This is a genomic window from Clostridium sp. TW13 (assembly GCF_024345225.1).
GTDB lineage: Bacteria > Bacillota > Clostridia > Clostridiales > Clostridiaceae > Inconstantimicrobium > Inconstantimicrobium mannanitabidum.
The window spans coordinates 2,753,925-2,773,779 of record NZ_BROD01000001.1 but is presented as its reverse complement, the minus strand read 5'-3'; the positions used below and the strand labels follow the sequence as shown (position 1 = coordinate 2,773,779).

Annotated in this window: 14 protein-coding genes and 1 other annotated feature; of the genes, 13 read left to right on the top strand and 1 reads right to left on the bottom strand. The window is 30.2% G+C overall.

Going from position 1 to position 19,855, the window contains the following annotated elements; all coding sequences use genetic code 11:
• The first annotated feature begins 20 nt into the window (after positions 1 to 20).
• Both OCU47_RS13245 and OCU47_RS13240 read left to right on the top strand, forming a co-directional pair.
• Positions 21 to 1,259, top strand: a complete 1,239-nt coding sequence (locus OCU47_RS13245) for an MFS transporter (RefSeq protein ID WP_261829077.1) — start codon at positions 21 to 23, stop codon at positions 1,257 to 1,259.
• 101 nt (positions 1,260 to 1,360) lie between these two features.
• Entirely contained in the window at positions 1,361 to 2,245 is an 885-nt protein-coding gene (locus OCU47_RS13240) for a GNAT family N-acetyltransferase (RefSeq protein WP_261829076.1), read from the top strand.
• Between the two features lie 50 nt (positions 2,246 to 2,295).
• Here OCU47_RS13240 and OCU47_RS13235 read toward each other — a convergent pair whose 3' ends face one another.
• A complete protein-coding gene (locus OCU47_RS13235) occupies positions 2,296 to 4,011 on the bottom strand; it encodes a methyl-accepting chemotaxis protein (protein ID WP_261829075.1) in 1,716 nt (571 codons plus the stop codon).
• Between the two features lie 301 nt (positions 4,012 to 4,312).
• Positions 4,313 to 4,525, top strand: a binding site (T-box leader).
• A gap of 89 nt (positions 4,526 to 4,614) precedes the next feature.
• Between OCU47_RS13235 and serS the strand changes: the two genes are divergently transcribed.
• The 11 genes from serS (at position 4,615) to OCU47_RS13180 (ending at position 19,851) form a co-directional block, all read left to right on the top strand.
• Positions 4,615 to 5,892, top strand: coding sequence for a serine--tRNA ligase (gene serS, locus OCU47_RS13230; RefSeq protein WP_261829074.1), 1,278 nt, complete (start codon positions 4,615 to 4,617; stop codon positions 5,890 to 5,892).
• Positions 5,893 to 6,312: 420 nt separating this feature from the next.
• Entirely contained in the window at positions 6,313 to 7,428 is a 1,116-nt protein-coding gene (locus tag OCU47_RS13225) for a LuxE/PaaK family acyltransferase (RefSeq protein ID WP_261829073.1), read from the top strand.
• On the top strand, positions 7,428 to 8,783 hold the full coding sequence (locus OCU47_RS13220; protein ID WP_261829072.1) for an acyl-CoA reductase: 1,356 nt from the start codon (positions 7,428 to 7,430) through the stop codon (positions 8,781 to 8,783). The genes OCU47_RS13225 and OCU47_RS13220 overlap by 1 nt, the downstream gene beginning before the upstream one ends.
• Positions 8,784 to 9,015: 232 nt before the next feature.
• Positions 9,016 to 9,699: a cyclase family protein gene (locus tag OCU47_RS13215; RefSeq protein WP_261829071.1), complete on the top strand. Its 684-nt coding sequence runs from the start codon at positions 9,016 to 9,018 to the stop codon at positions 9,697 to 9,699.
• A 142-nt stretch (positions 9,700 to 9,841) separates the two neighbouring features.
• Positions 9,842 to 10,825, top strand: coding sequence for a D-isomer specific 2-hydroxyacid dehydrogenase family protein (locus OCU47_RS13210; RefSeq protein ID WP_261829070.1), 984 nt, complete (start codon positions 9,842 to 9,844; stop codon positions 10,823 to 10,825).
• A gap of 479 nt (positions 10,826 to 11,304) precedes the next feature.
• Entirely contained in the window at positions 11,305 to 12,234 is a 930-nt protein-coding gene (locus tag OCU47_RS13205; protein ID WP_261829069.1) for a 2-keto-3-deoxygluconate permease, read from the top strand.
• Between the two features lie 159 nt (positions 12,235 to 12,393).
• Positions 12,394 to 14,154, top strand: a complete 1,761-nt coding sequence (locus OCU47_RS13200) for an ABC transporter ATP-binding protein (protein ID WP_261829068.1) — start codon at positions 12,394 to 12,396, stop codon at positions 14,152 to 14,154.
• On the top strand, positions 14,151 to 15,899 hold the full coding sequence (locus tag OCU47_RS13195) for an ABC transporter ATP-binding protein (protein ID WP_261829067.1): 1,749 nt from the start codon (positions 14,151 to 14,153) through the stop codon (positions 15,897 to 15,899). The genes OCU47_RS13200 and OCU47_RS13195 overlap by 4 nt, the downstream gene beginning before the upstream one ends.
• 28 nt (positions 15,900 to 15,927) lie before the next feature.
• Positions 15,928 to 16,944 (top strand): GHMP family kinase ATP-binding protein, encoded by a 1,017-nt coding sequence (locus OCU47_RS13190; RefSeq protein WP_261829066.1) that lies wholly within the window; start codon positions 15,928 to 15,930, stop codon positions 16,942 to 16,944.
• 14 nt (positions 16,945 to 16,958) lie between these two features.
• Positions 16,959 to 18,416 (top strand): glycogen synthase, encoded by a 1,458-nt coding sequence (locus OCU47_RS13185; RefSeq protein ID WP_261829065.1) that lies wholly within the window; start codon positions 16,959 to 16,961, stop codon positions 18,414 to 18,416.
• A 19-nt stretch (positions 18,417 to 18,435) separates the two neighbouring features.
• On the top strand, positions 18,436 to 19,851 hold the full coding sequence (locus OCU47_RS13180) for a glycogen synthase (protein ID WP_261829064.1): 1,416 nt from the start codon (positions 18,436 to 18,438) through the stop codon (positions 19,849 to 19,851).
• Positions 19,852 to 19,855: the final 4 nt, after the last annotated feature.

Genomic DNA, 19,855 nt, shown 5'->3' with positions numbered 1-19,855 from the left:
AACTGAAAGAGAGAAAAGATATGAATATTTCGACTAAAAATAAATTTAATAATCCTTTTATTTCATTAAAACATAAAAACTTTAGGTATTATTGGATTGGAATGTGTATTTCAGTAATAGGAACTTGGATGCAGAACATTGCTCAGCCTTGGTTAGCTTACACATTAACTAATTCACCATTTTTATTAAGTTTAATTGGTATAGTTCAATATACTCCTATGCTAATATTTTCATTATTTGCAGGGGTTATTGTTGATAAGTTCCCAAAAAAGAAAATTCTAATATTAACTCAATCAGCTTCGCTTATAATTACATTAATACTTGCTATTTTGGTTTGGACAGGTAAGGTTCATTACTGGCATATACTAATATTGTCTACAGTTCTTGGTATTGTTAATACAATTGATATGCCTTCACGCCAGTCAATTATAGTAGAGCTTGTGGGAAAGGAAGACCTAATGAATGGAATTGCCTTAAATTCTATGGCATTTAATTTAGCTAGAATTGTAGGACCATCTATAGCAGGGTTAGTTATGGGATATGTAGGAATTGCAGCTTGCTTCTTCATAAATGCAGCCAGCTTTGGAGCAGTTCTTATAAGTTTGTTTTTTATTAAGATAGAACCATCAAAAGTTGTGGAAACAAAAAATAAGAAAAATACAAAGTTGATAGGAGAAATAAAGGATGGACTTAAGTATATTTATCATAAGCCAGTTCTTCTATATACAATATTAATAATGGCGGTAGTTGGTACATTTGTTCCTAATTTTAATGTTCTAGTGCCTGTTTTTGCAAAAGAAGTATTGAAACAAGGTGAAACTGGTTTTGGTATTCTTATGTCTTTTATGGGGTTAGGGTCATTTATAGGTGCTATGTTTATTGCTATGTTAAGCAAGAATGGTCCTAAAAAGGTTTTTATTTATGTTGTGCCTCTGATTGTAGGAGGATTTTTAATGCTTACAGGGTATACTAGCATCTTTTTAGTAACAGGAATATTTCTTGCACTTACAGGTTTCTTTTTTATCGCTTTTACATCAAGTGCAAATTCAACATTGCAGCTTAATTCAAGTAATGAATATAGGGGCAGGGTTATGAGTGTCTATACCTTAGTTTTTGCAGGATCTACACCAGTAGGTAACTTTTATGCTGGAGTAATTACTCAACATTTTAATGCAAGAATAGGTTTTGCCGCTTGTGGTATTATTGTTATTGTTCTTATTATCCCATTGCTCGTATATAGGATGTTGAAAACTAGGTAGGCTAATGTAGAAAATGTATTTTTATTAATGTCATTTCATAAAATTCACATAATATCAAATAATTATTATATAATATCATGGTTGGAAAGGAGAGTTTGATAATGTGTGAAAAAGTACCAAAACAATTTATATGCTTGGAAGAATTTATATCAGAAAAAGAATATAAGCAAATAAATGAACTTCAAGATTTATGCAATATTAATGACAAAACAAATATCAAATTAGAATTAGACCGTAGAGTAAATATGAATAGAAGTTCTGAAACAAGGTTAAATGAAATAAATGAATTTTTTTATTATGTAGATGAGGTGTTAGTAGCATATATTCAAATATCAAGTTTAGGAAATAACATAGGTGAAATTAATGGATTGATCCATCCTCATTGGAGGAACAAAGGGTTGTTTAGCAGGCTCCTCGGATTTGCGGCTGAAGAATGTAGAAACAGAAAATTCACTAAACTAGTATTATTATCAGAAGCTCAATCAAGTTACGGAGTTGATTTTATTAATATAGTTGGGAGAAAATTTGCTTTTTTAGAATATAGAATGAAACTAGTTAAAAAAGTTACTTTTCAGCATAGTGGTATAAGCTTAAGAAAGGCAGAAGAGTTTGATTTACAGGAAATACAAAGACAAAACATACTGTTTTTTTATGATGAATATATCAATAATAGTTTTTTACAACAAGAGCAAGAGAAACAAAATACGTATATGATTGAGTTAAGAGAACAGGTTATAGGAAAAATAAGCATAGATTATAGTGATAATTCAGCATATATTTTTGGAGTTGTAATATTGCCTAACTTTAGAAGAAAGGGTTATGCAAAAGCTGCACTAAGTAAAGCTATAGATTTAATTAAGGAAAAAAATATAAATAATATAGAATTGGATGTAGAATGCAATAATATTAGTGCATTAAATTTATATAAAGCTTGTGGGTTTGAAGAAAAGTCTGTTTTGTTGACAAAGTTTCCTGAGAAAATATAGTCCAAGCCATTTGGTGTATTCTCTCAGGAAAAATTGGTGATTAATATAGATTAAATTTTAAATTTACTTACTTCTTGATTTAGTTGATCTGCACTTTCTTTTGATTTAGTAACTTCCTCAATGATGATATTAGATTTTTCTGTGATGTCTACAATTTTTGAAGCAATATTTGTAGTACCTTCTGCTCCTTCGTTAGTGGACATAGATACTTGTTGAATTGTATTTGTTACTTCTTGAAGTGAGGCTAATAGTTCTTCTGAAGTAGAACTGAAATCTAACACAAGATTGTTTACAAACTCTGCATCTTTGCTATATTCATCAGCTACAGTTAGCATTGAATCGTAGTCATTTATTACATCTTTAGATACAAAATTCAAAAGTTCATTTGAACTAGAAGATAAATCATTCACTGATGATACAACTTTTTCAGTTATATTTTGAATTTCTGCTATTGTATTTTGAGATTGTTCTGCTAGATTTTTTATTTCATCTGCAACTACAGCAAAGCCTTTACCAGATTCGCCAGCTCTTGCTGCTTCAATAGCAGCATTTAATGCTAAAAGGTTAGTTTGTTCTGATATATCCATTATTGATTCAGATAATACATTGATTTGTTCTACAACTTTTGAATTTTCTAGTGCCACTTCTAAATTATTTTTAGTTTCTGTAAATACTTCTAAAGTTCTTTTTTGAGATTGCGTTACTGAAGCCTTAGTTTCTAATGCTCTTTCATTTATATGAGAAGCTTGGATAGCTCCTTCTTGAGCTTTTTTTGCAATTGAAGTAACAGCAATTTCAATTTCATCAGCAGAAGCATTCATTTCTTGCGTTGCAGCAGCAGTTTGTTCAGTTCCTGCGGATAATTCTTCTGCAGTTGAGGCTACTTCCTCAATATTAATATTTAAGTTATACATATGTTTTGAAATATTATTTACAACTGTTTCTATGGAATCAGATTCTTGTTTTACATTTCCAATAAGCTGCTTTAAGGAATTTTGCATTAAATCTATAGCTTGAGTCATTGCTCCTATTTCATCTCTTCTTTTCAAAGCTTTATCAGGAGCTTTGTTTGTAAAGTCACCGGTAGCAACTTTTTTCAAATGTTCTACTGCTAAGGTTAATGGTATAGCCAGAGATTTTGCCAGTGCTACTGTATACACTGTACCAATAATTACCGCAAATATAAATATTGCTAAAAATATCATTTGAGAATTATGAAAGTTGATATTATTTTGCCCATTTAGTTTATCTGATAAATTAGCAACATATAAAGCAATTTCCTTTAAGCTTGTTTGAAATTCATCTTTATTTGTTTCAACCGCATTAAATTCTTCTAAGGCTTTTGCTGTATTTCCTTTCATAGCATAGTTTATTGCAGCATCTTTTCCTTGTAGAAACTTTTCAAAATTACTTTCAATAATTGTTAACCTATCTTGTTCATATTTATCAAGATTAGATTGCTTATACTTTTCGAGATTATTTTTAAATGAATTTTGTCTAGTTTCAATATCTTTTACTTTTTCGTCTTGCTTACTTTTATCTTCTGGATGTAAAAGTATGTAGTATAGATCTGCCTCAATAGCTCTAGATTGGTTTCTGTTATCATTTAGTAATTCAACACCAAGTAAATTTCTTTTATACATTGCTGTTATGTCCTTGTTTGATTTATCAAGGTAATAATAGCCTACTATACTTATTAGAACAATTAATGATAATGCCATTATAGAAAAAATTCTTAGTTTCAGTCGTACTTTTAAGTTATTCATTGTTAGCCTCCTATTTGATTTTTTTAAATTTAGACATAATAATAAAATTATAATGGAGTTTCTGTGATTTTGCCAAGTGTATTATATGGGAAATTAAATATAGATTTAGAAAGTAAACATTTAAAAGTAGAAAGTGCTAAAACTTTTTGTATAAAATCGGGAAAATAGTAATAATTAATTTTAAAAGTAGCAGAATTAACAGATATTACAAGTCAATAAATGTATTATCTTTAAGATAATGATTAATTTATACTTGCATATAAGTATAAAAGTATATATAATTAATGAATAATAAGATATATAAAATGCAGCAATGAAAAAAGCTACGATGTATAAATTTCTTCAGAGAGCCGATGGTAGGTGAGAATCGGTGAAAGTTTAACTCTTTCCACTTTTGGAGCTGTCGATGATGAATCGAAAGGGTAGTATCCTTTATCATACTGTTATTGAGTGGCTAGTTTTTATTTTAAACTAGCAATTTGGGTGGCAACGCGGATTTTCTTCCGTCCCAATTATACATATCCATAGGTGTATGTATAATTGAGACGGAAGTTTTTATTTTATTATTAAAAAATAAATTTATTTTATGTAGGAGGCAAAAATATGTTAGATTTAAAATTTGTAAGAGAAAATCCTGAGATTGTTAAGCAAAATATAAAGAATAAGTTTCAGGATAAAAAATTAGGTTTAGTAGATGAAGTGATTGCTTTAGATGCTGAACTTAGAACTGCTAAGCAAGAGGCAGAAACTTTAAGAGCTAATAGAAATAAGATTTCAAAGCAAATTGGTGCTTTAATGGGGCAAGGAAAGAAAGACGAAGCAGAAGAAATAAAGAAACAAGTTACTGCTGATTCTGATCGTTTAGCTGAGTTAGAAGTAAAAGAAGCTGAATTAGAGAAAAAAGTTAAGGATATTATGATGGTTATTCCAAACATAATTGATCCAAGTGTTCCTATAGGTAAAGATGATAGTGAAAATGTTGAACTAGAGCGTTTTGGAGAACCAGTTGTTCCAGAATTTGAAATTCCATATCATGCTGAAATTATGGAAAAATTAAATGGACTTGATTTAGATAGTGCTAGAAAGGTTGCAGGTAATGGATTCTATTACTTAATGGGAAATGTAGCAAGACTTCATTCAGCAATAATTTCTTATGCAAGAGATTTCATGATAGATCGTGGTTTTACATATTGTATACCACCATTTATGATTCGTAGTGAAGTTGTAACTGGTGTTATGAGCTTTGCCGAAATGGATGCTATGATGTATAAGATTGAGGGAGAGGATTTGTACTTAATTGGTACAAGTGAACATTCAATGATTGGTAAGTTTATTGATACAATATTACCAGAAACTTCATTGCCTCAAACTTTAACAAGTTACTCACCTTGTTTCAGAAAAGAAAAGGGAGCTCATGGTATAGAAGAAAGAGGAGTATATAGAATTCATCAATTTGAAAAACAAGAAATGATAGTTGTATGTAAACCAGAAGAAAGCATGGAATGGTATGATAAGCTATGGAGAAACACAGTGGATTTATTCCGTTCTTTAGATATACCAGTAAGAACTTTAGAGTGTTGTTCTGGTGACTTAGCAGACTTAAAAGTTAAATCAGTAGATGTAGAAGCTTGGTCTCCTAGACAAAAGAAGTACTTTGAAGTAGGAAGTTGCTCAAACTTAGGTGATGCACAAGCTAGACGTCTAAAGATTCGTGTAGATGGTGATAATGGCAAATACTTTGCACATACATTAAACAATACTGTAGTTGCTCCTCCAAGAATGCTAATTGCATTTTTAGAAAACAACTTAAATGAAGATGGATCTATAAATATTCCAGTTGCATTACAACCTTATATGGGTGGAATGACTGTAATTAAATAATGATGTTAATCAAGAAGAACAATAAACTAGTTGTTTTAAACTTGGTGTTCTTCTAATTAAATAATGATTCTAATTAATAAGACCATATATTAAGTTAAGAAGATGATTTCTGTATTGAACAGGAGTCATCTTTTTGTTTTTTGCATCTCTTTGGATTATAGATAAAAGGTTCAGCATACATTTTATACTGGTTCATAAGTAATTAACAGTTTTGATTACTGAGAAATAATAGGTTGGAATAGTAAATATATATCTAATCGAGTGTAATAATAAGTAAAAAAGAGAATATAGTGTAAAATTTAACAATATAGCGGATATAAATGTATTTTTTTAGGTTAGACGTATTTGCAAAAATTTCCACACAGTAGTATAAATAAACTGACTAGTCAGTTTATTTATATATTTTAAGGAGGTATCAATATGCAAAATTTCTTTCAAGATCTCAAGGACAACTTAGTTAATCAATACTATGAATGTCCGGCATATAAACTTATATGTGATAATCAAGGATTTAACCCTAGCATTAATCTAAACTCTGAAAAGGATATTGAACAAGTACCATTTGTTACAACTACATTATTTAAGAAATCTGCTGAAATATTTACAGACTTATTAAGAGTTCCGCTAGACAAAATTGATAAGTGGACAATGTCTAGTAGTACTAGTGGGGATCCAAGCATAGTGGGAAGAAGTGCAACTGATCTTGTGCAGATAAAGAAGTTTATGGATAAGAACGTTAGTGAATACGATTGTGTTTTTTATCCAGAACCTGAAGTTATGAAAAGACTTAGAAGTCAGATGGTGCATGGAAAACCTACAGAATCATACATTGGCAACATATTGGATATGTATGAATTTAATGATAATGCAGTATTTCTTTTAGAAGCAGATGGCGAGGAATTAAACATTAACTTAGATGCTTTTGAAACATTTTTGAGGGAACATAATAATTTAGAACATCATGTTTCTATAAAAGGTTCTACTATTTTACTGTATAATACAATAAATTTGTTAAAGGAAAAAATACGACCAGTGAATCTTGGAAAGAATACAATAGTTCAAACAGGAGGAGGAGGTTGGGATGGAAAAAAGGGTTCTTTAAGTGTTGGAACAACTTTAAAAAGACAAGATTTTGTAGAAGAAATATCTAGCTTTCTTGGTATACCAGAAGAGAATTTCATAGACTCATACTCATTTACAGAAAACTCTTTTCCAATATCAGGTCACTATTCTAAGGAATACAAGGACTATCTTTTCCATATTCCTGAGTACGGCAAGGTAATTATAAGGGATATTAAGACTTTAAAGTCACTTTATAATCCAGGTGATAGAGGATTCATACAAATGTTAAATGCATATGGAACTTCTGCGTTTGCCGGAGCATCTATATTAGTTGATGATATTGGAGAAATAGTTTCTATGGATAAATGTCCTGATTGTGGACAAAGAGTCATGACTATAAAACTAATAGGAAGAGTTAAAGGTGCAGAAGCAAAGGGATGTGGAGCAACTCTTAATGTAAAGGAGGAGAAGTAATGAGAATTGAATATACCTGTGGAAATACCGCTTTAGCAAAGAAAATAAATGATATGGATTTAGAGTTGGTTTGTTCAGAAGAAAGTCAAATAGTCAATGAGATAGAACGGCTAAAAAAAAATAAAGATAAAGTTCACAGTATACCAGTTGAAAAAACTCTAGAGCTTTTAGATAAATGTGGCAGGATGTGGTTAAATAGAGAATACTCAAAAAAGCATATTGAGGTTTTGTCTCATATATTAAATCAAAGCCAAGAACTTGTGACTTATGAACTTGAAAATTCAATGCAAATGTTATTAAAAGAGAACTTACAGGCAGTAATTAGAGAAGAACTTGGTCATATTGATATACTGGATAATTGGGTTGGAACAAGCTATGGTAAGGTTCATAGACAACCTAGAGGAGTTATGTTTCATAATGTTTCTGGAAATGCTTTTGTAGTAATTCCAACGAGTATATCTATGGGACTGTTATCTAAAAATTGTAACTTAGTAAAAGTATCTGGAGACGAGCCATATTTTGCCTATGCTTTTTATAAAAGTTTGATTGAGATTGATCCAACAATAGAGGAAAGACTATCAGTAGTATATTTTAATAGTGAGTGTTCAAATATATATGAAACTATTGTAAGGGAAACTGATTGTGTTATACATTGGGGAGGAGAGCATTCAGGAAGAATAATGGCAGAACTATGTGCAAAGTATAATTCTCATTTAGTTATGCATGGTGCCAAAATTAGCTTTGAAGTTATAGACAAGGTAGAAAATATAAATAATGTTGCTAAAGGTGTTGCACGAGACATGGTATGTTGGGAGCAGAAGGCGTGCTTATCACCTAGAATAGTGTTTGTAAACAAAGAGTTGGACATTAAATTATTAGCTGAAAGCATAGCAGAAAGCCTGAATGAACTTGCAGAAAGATTTCCAAAAGCATATTTAAATCCATGGAGTTCTATGAAAGCAATACAGGATAGGCAATATTGCTTGCTAAAGTATGGAATAAAAAAGGAGAGAAATGCAAAGCTATACGGCTCTTACAATGCAGACTATACTATAATTTTAAGTGATGGGATGCCAGACAAGGAGGATATAGATAGATGTTTTAATAGATTTATTTTTATTTGTCCTTATGACAATACAGATGAAGTGCATGAATATGTTGAAAATAATTTAAAAGCATATTTACAAACTATGGGGTATAGTGGTGCTGATGAAGAGTTTGTTGAGAAGATGACATTGCTTGGTGTAAGCATAGTAACAAAGCCAGGTGAAATGCCATTGCATTATCCAGGTACATCTCATGATGGTCTTCATAATTTAAATGAGATGACAATTGTAGTTAGTGCTCAAATTTAGTTTTATATTTCCTTAAAGAGGTTGTAATCTATAAATATAGATTATGGTGTTGGTCAACCTCTTAAAAGTTTAAAATAGTAATAAATTATTGTATAATTGTTTATTAGATATACAGGTGTTTCAGATTCTAAGTTAGAATAAAATTCTATAAAGATTGTTTTTTAAAATATAAATTCAGTGATGTTTGAGATTAATAAGTTGTAATAAAATGAATGAAATTAGGGTGTGAATTATGAAGGTAATTGATTTAACTCATTTAATATATTCAGATATGCCAGTTTTTCCAGGTGATGAAAAACCTTATTTTGAAAAGGTGAGTACATTAGAAAGTGATGGATTTAGAGAATCAAAAATTATGATGAATTCTCATACAGGTACACACATAGATGCTCCAGCACATATGTTAGGTGAAGCACAATATTTAGATAACATACATATAGGACAGTTTATTGGGAAAGCAATTATTTTGGATTTTTCCCACATAGATAAATCCATGGCTAGTGAAAGTCAGTTAAAGGATTATATAGATAAGTACATAATAGATGTAAACCACTTAAAGGTTTATAAAGAAAATATAGAAAAAGCAGAATTTATAATTATAAAAACAGGTTGGAGTAAATATTGGGGAGAAGAAAAGTATTATAAAAATTTTCCGTGTTTAAGTGAAGAAGCAGCTCAATGGTTATCACAATTTACTCTAAAAGGTGTTGGAGTTGATACGATTTCTATTGATGATATAGAATCAACAGCATTTCCAGTACATAAAGCCTTGTTGAAAAAAAACATAATAATAATTGAGAATTTGACCAATCTAGAAGAGGTTAGCAAGAAGCGGTTTATTTTAAGCGTAATGCCTTTAAGAAATAAAGATGCTGACGGATCACCAGTAAGAGCAGTTGCAATAGAAGAAATTTAGTGAGATTTATTTTCTTAAGTATAACATTAATTCTACATAAGAAAAATAATTAAAAATGGTTATTATGCTATGGAGTATATTATCTTTATGTGCTATGCTTTATTGTAGTAAAAATTTATTTTTGCAAAGGGGCGTGTAGCAAATGAAGATAATAGCCTATGAAACTAGACAGGATGAAGAAGACTATTTTGTTGAAGTTGGAGAAAGGTTAGGTGTAGAGATCATTTATACCAAAGAAGCATTAAATGAAGAAACTATAGAGTTATCTAAGGGCTGTAATGGCGTCACTATTCTTGGCCACAGTAAAATTAATTCAGCTATTTTGGATAAATTAAAGGAATTTCATATTAACTACATTTCTACAAGAACAATAGGATATAACCACATAGATATTGATTATGCCAAAGAAGTTGGAGTTAAAGTGTGTAATTCAGGATATGAGCCTAATGGTGTAGCAGATTTTACAATAATGCTTATGCTAATGTCCATTAGACATTATAAACAGGCAATGTTTCGTGGAAATGTAAATGATTATTCACTGGCAGGTCTTAGAGGCAGAGAGATGAAAGATCTTACAGTTGGAGTTCTTGGCAGCGGCAGAATAGGATCGGCAGTAATTGAAAATTTACAGGGATTTGGATGTAAGGTTTTGGTTTATGATGCATTCCCAAATGATAAGGTAAGAGAAAAAGCAATTTATGTAGATTTAGATACTCTTTATGCAGAAAGTGATGTTATTACTTTGCATACACCATTACTTAAGGATACCTATCATATGATAGATAAAAAATCTATTGATAAAATGAAAGATGGAGTAGTACTTATAAATTGTGCCAGAGGAGAACTTATGGATGTTGAGGATGTCATCGAAGGCATAGAAACAGAAAAAATAGGTGCTTTAGGGTTAGATGTAATAGAAAATGAAGAAGGAATTTATCATCAAGATAGACGTAGTGATATACTAACTAATAGGCAAATGGCTTACCTTAGACAATTTCCAAATGTAACTATGACTCAACATATGGCATTTTATACAGATGCTGCGGTAAAGAGCATGGTTAATTGTGGAATTGAAAGTTTATACTCATTATTTACCGAAGGAACAACCAAATATGAAATAAAGTAGTATTAAGTAGTTAATAAATATTTTAGATTTGCGTGAAGTAACAAGTCAATGTAATAGTGATTGGTATAAAATAAAATTCATATAGAAGTATTCCACTTAAATGTTGGTAGAAAAATGTCGAATTTTTGTAACTTGTCCACCAATATTTCCACCAACATTATTAATGAAACTCCTATTTCTAGCGTCGTAGGAGTAAGGGATTCGCGCAAAAGGCGAGCTTTTGGCTCTCTGCTTATGGAACAGTTCTATACAGATACTAGAGGTATCAATAAATATCCTATGATAAATAAAAGCCAATGTATCAAAATGTAGAAATTTCATTACAACCGTATATAAGATGTACAAAATATTGTTCATCAAAGTTGAAATATTAATAAAGATTAATAAATAAAAGCGAATTGTTAACTGAATATTTATGAATTTTATTAATTAGAATTTGTATACTTGAGTAAAATAAAAAAGAAAGTAAGAGTTATAGTATGAATATATTAGGAAACGTAAAAAAAATCCCAGCAGGACTGATGTTGATTCCTATGTTAATAGCTGCTTTTATAAATACATTTCTGCCTAATATTATGCAGGTAGGAAATCCTACAACAGCTATTTTTTCAAAAGCAGGAACTATGTGCATAGTTGGTATTATGCTTGTTTTTGCAGGAATACAATTTAAGCCTAATCAATTGATAATAACCATAAAACGAGGCGGTATACTTGTAGCTTTGAAACTAGCAATTAGTATTACTTTTGGAATTATAGTAATGAAGCTATTTAAGTTAGAAGGAGTGTTTGGAATTTCAACACTAGCTTTAGTTACCTGCATTACAAGCTGTAATCCTGGAATGTACATTGCATTGATGGAGTATTATGGTGATGAAGTTGATATTGCCAATTTTGCACTTTTAAATATTATAGGCCTTCCATTCATTCCTATATGTATCCTAGGGTTTGCAGGTGGATATGGAATAAACTATACAAGTATTGTTGCTACTTGCATACCATTTTTTGTAGGAATTATATTGGGATGTTGTGATAATAACATTAGAGAATTTACAAAGTCAGGAACAAGTATTATGTTACCTTTTTTAGGTTTTTGCTTGGGAGCTAGTATTAATCTTAAGTTAGCATTTTCATCTTGTGGTTTAGGGTTAATTCTGTTCTTAATCTTTTTAATTGTAAATAATGTCCCAATGTTGATTGTGGATAAATATGTTTTAAAGCAGAAAGGACATTCTTCAACAGCAATATGCTGTGTTGCAGGGTTATCTATTGCAGTACCTAAGCTTGTTGCAGAAGTTGATCCTAAGTACTTACCTTATGTTGATTCTGCAAGTGCGCAAATAGCTTTTACAGTTATATTAAGTGCAATTATTGTCCCTATTTGGGTTAAGAAATTAGTAAAAAGTATTTAAAATTTATTTATTAAGATATCTAAAACCATAAACTAAGAGATTAGTTTATGGTTTTATTTATTATATGAATCTTTATTGACAAATATTACCAATATTGGTAGTATTGTAATTATATAGGCCTATATGATTTATAAAAGATTATTCAGAGAGAGGGATGCAATGAGGGAAATTACAGGGTCAAAAGTGTTTAGTACAATAATTTCATTTATTAAGCCTTACTGGTATATGGTCGCTCTATGCTTATTAGGCACAATATTTGGAACTGCAGTTGATGTGATACAAGCAAAACTTTTGCAATATGTAGTTGACTCTGCTATTGCAGGAAAGCAAGAATTTTTTATCAAAATAGTATTTTTGCTAGTTCTTATTATGTTATTCAGTAGTTTGATTAAATATGTAATAAAGTACTTTTCAGGACATTTAGGAATAAGTGTAATCAGAGATGTTAGAAGCCGCATAGCCTATTGCTTGCAAAAGTTACCTGCAAGATATATTGAGTTACATCATTCAGGGGATATAATTTCAAGAATAAACAATGATGTAGGAGCAATTCAAGGTTTTGTAGAAGGAAATCTTACAAACCTAGTATATTATCCTTTGATAATTTTAGGAATATCATTATATTTAATTTATTTAAATTGGAAGCTATTAGTGGTAAGTTTGATTATTTTGCCTATAAGTATGATTGCATCAAATAAGCTTGGAAATGCCATTGGAAAATATTCAGTACAGCTTCAGCAGGAATTTGCTAAATTTAATTCTATTATTCAAGATGTTACTGGAGGTATATTCATAGTAAAGTCTTATAATATTGAAAATTTAATGTTTGATAAGCTTAAAACTATTACTGAGAATATACTTGATAAAAAAATTAAAACTGATCGTAGATGTATGGCTATTGCTCCAATTTCAATGATTTTAGGCGTAATACCTAATATGAGTTGTATCTTATATGGTGGTTATTTGACAATACTTGGAGAGATTACTCCGGGTGAACTTCTAACCTTTACTTATTTACTTGGCTTTTTAATTGGACCAATTGCAGGAATACCTAATATGATTGTAGCAATTAAAATAACTTTACAATCATCTAAAAGAATAATAGAAATATTAGAGGAACCTGAAGAAAGACAGGATGGAACAGAGTTTGATGAAAAGGATTGTGAAAAAGTAGTAGAGTTTGCTAGTGTATCTTATGCTTATGATAAGGGGAAATATGCATTAAATAAACTAAATCTATGCTTAAAAAAAGGAAAGGTTACAGCATTAGTTGGTTCTAGTGGTAGTGGTAAAAGCACGGTTTGTAAACTATTATGTGGTTTTTATGAACATTATGAAGGCGAAATAAAGATATATGGTGAGAGCATGAAATATTGGAGTTTAAAAGGAATTAGAAAGCAAATTTCATTTATGTCTCAAGACACAATTTTATTTCCTTGTTCAATATATGAAAATATATCTTTTGGAAGAATAGGAGCAACCAAGGAAGAAGTAATTGAAGCAGCTAAAGCAGCTAATGCACATGAATTTATAAGTAAATTATCTAATGGTTATGAAACAATTATAGGTGAACGAGGTGCAACCTTATCAGGTGGGCAGAGACAACGTATCGCCATAGCAAGAGCAATATTAAAGGATAGTCCTATTGTATTATTGGATGAACCTACATCAGCTTTGGATGTTAAATCTGAAAGAATGGTTAAGGTTGGATTGGAAAGATTTTTGAAAGATAGAACTGTATTAATTATTGCTCACAGGTTATCTACAGTAGAAAATGCTGATGAGATTATAGTTATGAATGAAGGAAATGTGGTTGGATATGGAACTCATAAGGAACTCATAGAAAAAAATGATTTATATAGACGTCTTTATTACAAACAATTTTCTTTACCACAAGAGGGGGAAGATGCATGTGTATGAAAAAGTTTAAAGGTATAAATGAGTTAAGAAGAATAATGAGTTTTATGAGACCAAGGATGTTGAAATATAGTATAGGGGTAATAGGAAATAATTTATCTGCTGCATTAGGACTAAATATAGTTATGGCATTTATTTATAAGGACATGGTAAATAGTGCGGTAAATAGAGATATAACTCTTTTAGTAAAATCTATAATTATTGCACTTGTAACTTTAACAATAGCAAGTTTTATATGTACATCATTAACTTATATGTATAACAAGTGTATCAGATATACAATGACTGAAATAAGGCAAAAAACATTTTTTCATATGGAGTGTTTACCAATAAATCAATTTGAAAGAAGGCACAGTGGGGATACTCTTTCAAGGATGACCAATGATCTTAATAATATTGAATATATCTATGCAGATGGAATAAGCGGGATGCTTTACGCTATTATAGTTGGAGTTTCAGCAGCAATATCTATGTTTGCGTTGAATTGGAAGATAGCACTTTATACTATAGGACTTGGAATAATTACATTCTATATAAATACTTGTTTTGCAAATTCATTTAGAAATATTAATGATAAAATTCAACAAGGTTATGGAAAGATGACAGAGCTTATATCTGATTTATTTTCAGGAATTCAACTCATTAAACTGTTTCACTTAGAAGATCTAATACTAAAAAAATATAATAAATCAAATGACAATATAAAAGATTTAATTGTTGTTAGAACTAGAAAGTATGCTGTTTTAGATAGTATTAATTCAATTATAGGTGGGTTGAGTTTTATAGGAATTGTAATTATAGGCGGAATGATGGCACTTAAAAAGAACACAGATTTTGGTACAGTTATGGCTTTTATTAAACTTCAAGGCAATATTAGCTTTATGTTTTTTCAAGCAGGGAGTTTAATAACAGAATTTCAAAGAGTTTTAGCAGGAGCAAGTCGTCTTTTTGAACTTTTAGATGAACCTATAGAAAGTCAAATAGAAAATATGCATAGTCAAAGTATAGGAAGCAATGCAATTGAAATGAGGAATGTAGTGTTCCAGTATTCATCTGAAAAAGTAGTATTAAATAATTTTAATATTTCTGTTCCGATAAATCAAAAAGTGGCACTAGTTGGGTCAAGTGGTTGTGGAAAGAGCACAATAATAAAAATATTGCTTGGATTTTATACAGTCAATAATGGGAGTATAGAAGTTTGTGGTAAATCTATAAATTCATATACCCTGCCAGAACTAAGGAATTTAATGTCATATGTTCCTCAAGACACATATCTATTTGATGGAACAATTGAAGAAAATATACGTTATGGAAAAAGAAATGCATCACAGCAAGACGTTATAGAAGCAGCTATAGCAGCTAATGCACACGAATTTATTTTAAATCAGCCTGAAGGCTATAATACCCAGATTGGAGAGAGAGGGGCTCGTTTGTCAGGAGGGCAAAGGCAGCGTATTGCTATTGCAAGAGCCTTTTTGAAAAATGCACCTATTTTGCTTCTAGATGAAGCAACATCTTCCTTAGACTCAGAATCAGAGAATCAAGTTCAAATTGCACTTGAATCATTGATGAGAGGAAGGACTGTTATTGTGATTGCTCATAGATTATCCACTATTGAGAATGCGGATAAAATTTATGTAGTAGCAAAGGGAAAAATTGTTGAGTGTGGGAAACATGAAGAACTTATAAACAATGGAGGCTTATATAAAAAACTTCATGAATTACAATTTAAAAATATAGCAGTTTAATAATTATGTTATTTGAGGAGAGATGAGAATGATTATTAGTAAAACACCTTTGAGAGTTAGTTTTTTTGGAGGCGGAACAGATATTAAGGATTACTACAGTAAATGTGGAGGCGCTGTTTTTAGTGCAACTATAGATAAATATATCTATGTAATAGTGAAATCAAGGTATGATAATAAGATTGTCTTAAACTATTTTAAGCATGAAGAAGTTGATGATATTAATAAAATTGAGCATGAAATTATAAAGGAAGCATTGAAAATAACAGGTATTACCAAAGGAATTGAAATTACAAGTATGTCTGATATTCCATCTGAAGGAAGTGGATTGGGATCTTCAAGTTCTTTTACTGTTGGTTTGTTAAACGCTTTATTTGCATATAAAGGTGAATGTAAAAGTCAAGATGATTTGGCTAAATTAGCATGCAGTATTGAGATTGATATATTAGGAGAACCAATTGGCAAACAAGATCAATATGCTGCAGCTTTTGGTGGCTTTAAGAAGTATTTCTTTTCAAAAGATGATACTGTAGAGGTTGAAGATGCAAACATTTCAAATGAAATTTATAAGATCCTAAACATGCATACTATGATGTTTTATACAGGAATTACACGAAGAGCATCTTCAGTATTGAGTGATCAAAAGAAAAATATTAATAGTGAAATAAATACTTTAAATAGATTAAAAGAATTTGCACTGAATTGCCAACAGGATTTTATGAATCCAGATATCTGCAAGATAGGAGCTATGTTAGATGTCAGTTGGCAGGAAAAGAAGAAGTTATCTAAGAAAATACACAATGATGAAATAAATTCAATGTACGATATTGCTAAAAAAGCTGGAGCATATGGAGGAAAGTTATTAGGTGCAGGCGGGGGTGGATTTTTCTTATTTTTATGTCCGTTAGAAAAACAACAAAAAGTAAGAAAAGCTTTAAAACAATATAAAGAGTTACCAGTAACCTATGATAAGTATGGAAGCAGAATTATACTTAATTCTGATGATCACTGTAGCTTTATAAAATATAAGACTGTTGAAAACTTATAATAGGGGTGTTTTGTATGAGTAATTCAGTACTTGTTGCAGCTGCACAATTAAATATTTTTAATACAAATGCATTGAATTTTCAAGTAATAAAGAAGTTAAAAGAATTAGGAGTCGATATTAGAATTTTTATCCCAATGGATAGGAAGACACAGAGGATTTGCATTCAAGAATTTATTGCAATAGATGATATAGCATTGAATATTGGAGATATTGAAATTGAGGCAGAAATAAAAGAAAGTGAATATGAAGGCATTAAAATTTATGCTTTAGATATGCCTGAATATTTTGATATGGATAATATCTATGATCAAACAAATGAAGCAGAAAAGTTTAGTTGTTTTTGTAGAGGAATTTTAAAAGCATTACCAATAATAAATTTTAAACCAGAGATAATACAGTGTGAGGATTGGCCAACAGCATTTATTCCGTTCATTTTGAAAGAGAAATATAAAGATATCACTTTTTATGATGAGATAAAAACTATATTTACTTTTAATAATATAGGTAATCAAGGAATATTTGATATTGATACCTGTAGGTATTTGGATATAACAAGAGAGGAACTTGTTTCTAAAGGATTAGATTACTATGAACAAATTAATTTTATGAAAGCAGGATTATTATATGCTGATAAGATTACCACAGTAAGTACTAATTATGTAAAAGATATTAGTTCACAAATGTTTGGTAACACTTTAGAGAATATTATTAATATGAGACAAGAGGATATTTGCGGGATACTAACAGGGATAGATAATGATAGCAATAATCCTCAGACAGATCAGAGAATTTATGTGAATTATAGTATTGATTCTATTGAAGGAAAATTGCAAAATAAAAAATTGCTTCAGAAGAAGTTAGGATTTGAAATTAATGATGATATACCACTAATATTTTTTAATTCAAACTTAAGCTGTGAAAAAGGAATAGATTTGATTCAATATTCTTTGCCAGATATTATGAAGGATAATGTACAAATGATTATTATGTCAAACAAGACAAGATGTGAAGAGTTTCAAGAGGAGATATTGGAAGAATTTTTACAAAGAGCCACTGAAAGATATAGTGATAAATTCTTATATATTCCGTTTGATGAGAGTATGTTATATAAATGTTTTGCAGGGGCAGATATATTTTTAATGCCTTCAGCAATAGAACCCTGTGGATTTGGACAACTTGTTGCCATGAGATATGGTGCAGTTCCTTTAGTAAAGGAAGTTGGTGGATTTATAGATACTGTGAAGTTTTTTGAAAATGATATGAAAAATGCAACAGGGTTTTCTTTTAAGTATTCAAACGAAAAGGTTCTTCTATATACAATTAGAAGAGCTATTGAAGTATATAAAAACAAAGATGTTTGGATTAATATTCAGAAAAATTGCATGTCACAAGATTTCCAAATTGATAAATATATTAAAGAATATATTCAGCTCTATAGTGCTTTAGTAAAAGAAAGGTATTGTATCTGCTAAAGTATACAAGGAGGATGCTATGAAAAAATCAATTTTGTTTGTTACTTCCCAAGTGTATCCATTCACAACTGGAACTATGGGAGTATTCAATTATTCCCTTCCTAAAAAATTGATAAAACTAGGTTTTGATGCCAGAGTTATTGTGCCTAGAATTAATAAACCGTATAAGCCTTACCCAAAGGAAACAAATGATATTGTATCGTTAGACATTAATATGTCAGATCAAATTTATCCGTGTACTGTTGAGAGTTGTACTTATGATGGAGTACCGATGTATTTTATTAATTCAGACTATTTTTTTAGTAGAGATAAATTATATGGATATAGTGATGAGGTACAAAGGTTTTGCTACTTTTGTAAAGCAGTTCTGCATGCTATACCACACCTAGATTTTAATCCTGATATTTTACATTGCCAGGATTGGCACACTGGATATATTCCAGTACTTTTGAAAACTAAATTTAAAGGATTTAGTAAGTCAGTAAAAACACTATTTACTATACACAACATGGGATATCAAGGTGTTTTTGATAAGGAAAATTGTGTTTTCTTAGACTTGGATTGGGATGAATTGGTTAATTGTAATATAGATTATTATGACCAAATTAATTTTATGAAAGCAGGAATAAGTTATGCAGATATTATTACAACTGTAAGTCCAACTTATGCGAAAGAGATTGCAACAGAACAATATGGAGCAACCCTAGATAAAACTGTGAAAAGTCGTAGTAATAATATTTATGGAGTCCTTTGTGGCTTAGATACTGAAATAAATAATCCAGCAAAAGATTCAAGGATTTTTGTAAATTATGATGCCTATAATTTACAAGGAAAATATGAAAATAAGAGGTTTTTACAACGAGAATTGAAATTTGAAGAAAGAGAAGATATCCCGATCATTTCTTTATTTTCTAGATTGAAGACAGAAAAGGGGCTAGATTTAGTAAGGAGCGTATTTAAGGATATTATGAAAGCTGATATTCAATTTGTAGTAGTATCAGATGGGGATGTTATGTATGAAGAATTTTTTAGAAGAGCAGCAAAGGAATATCCACAAAAATTTGCTTTTATTTTATATGATAATGATTTTGCATATAAGGCCTATGCTGGTTCTGATTTATTCCTAATGCCATCTAGTTATGAACCTTGCGGAATTGGCCAATTAATTGCATTAAGGTATGGCACTGTACCAATAGTTCATCAAGTAGGAGGTTTAAATGACAGCATAAAAGAATATAATCCTCTTACTGGAGAAGGAAATGGTTTTTGTTTTAAGCCATATAATGCAAAAGTTATGCTTTATACAATTAGAAAGGCAATAAGAATGTATCATAAGAAGGATGATTGGTTAAAGGTTGTTAGGAATGGAATGTTAGAGGATCATAGTTGGGATAAATATGTAGAACAATATGTTGATGTATATAAACAGGTTTAAACAA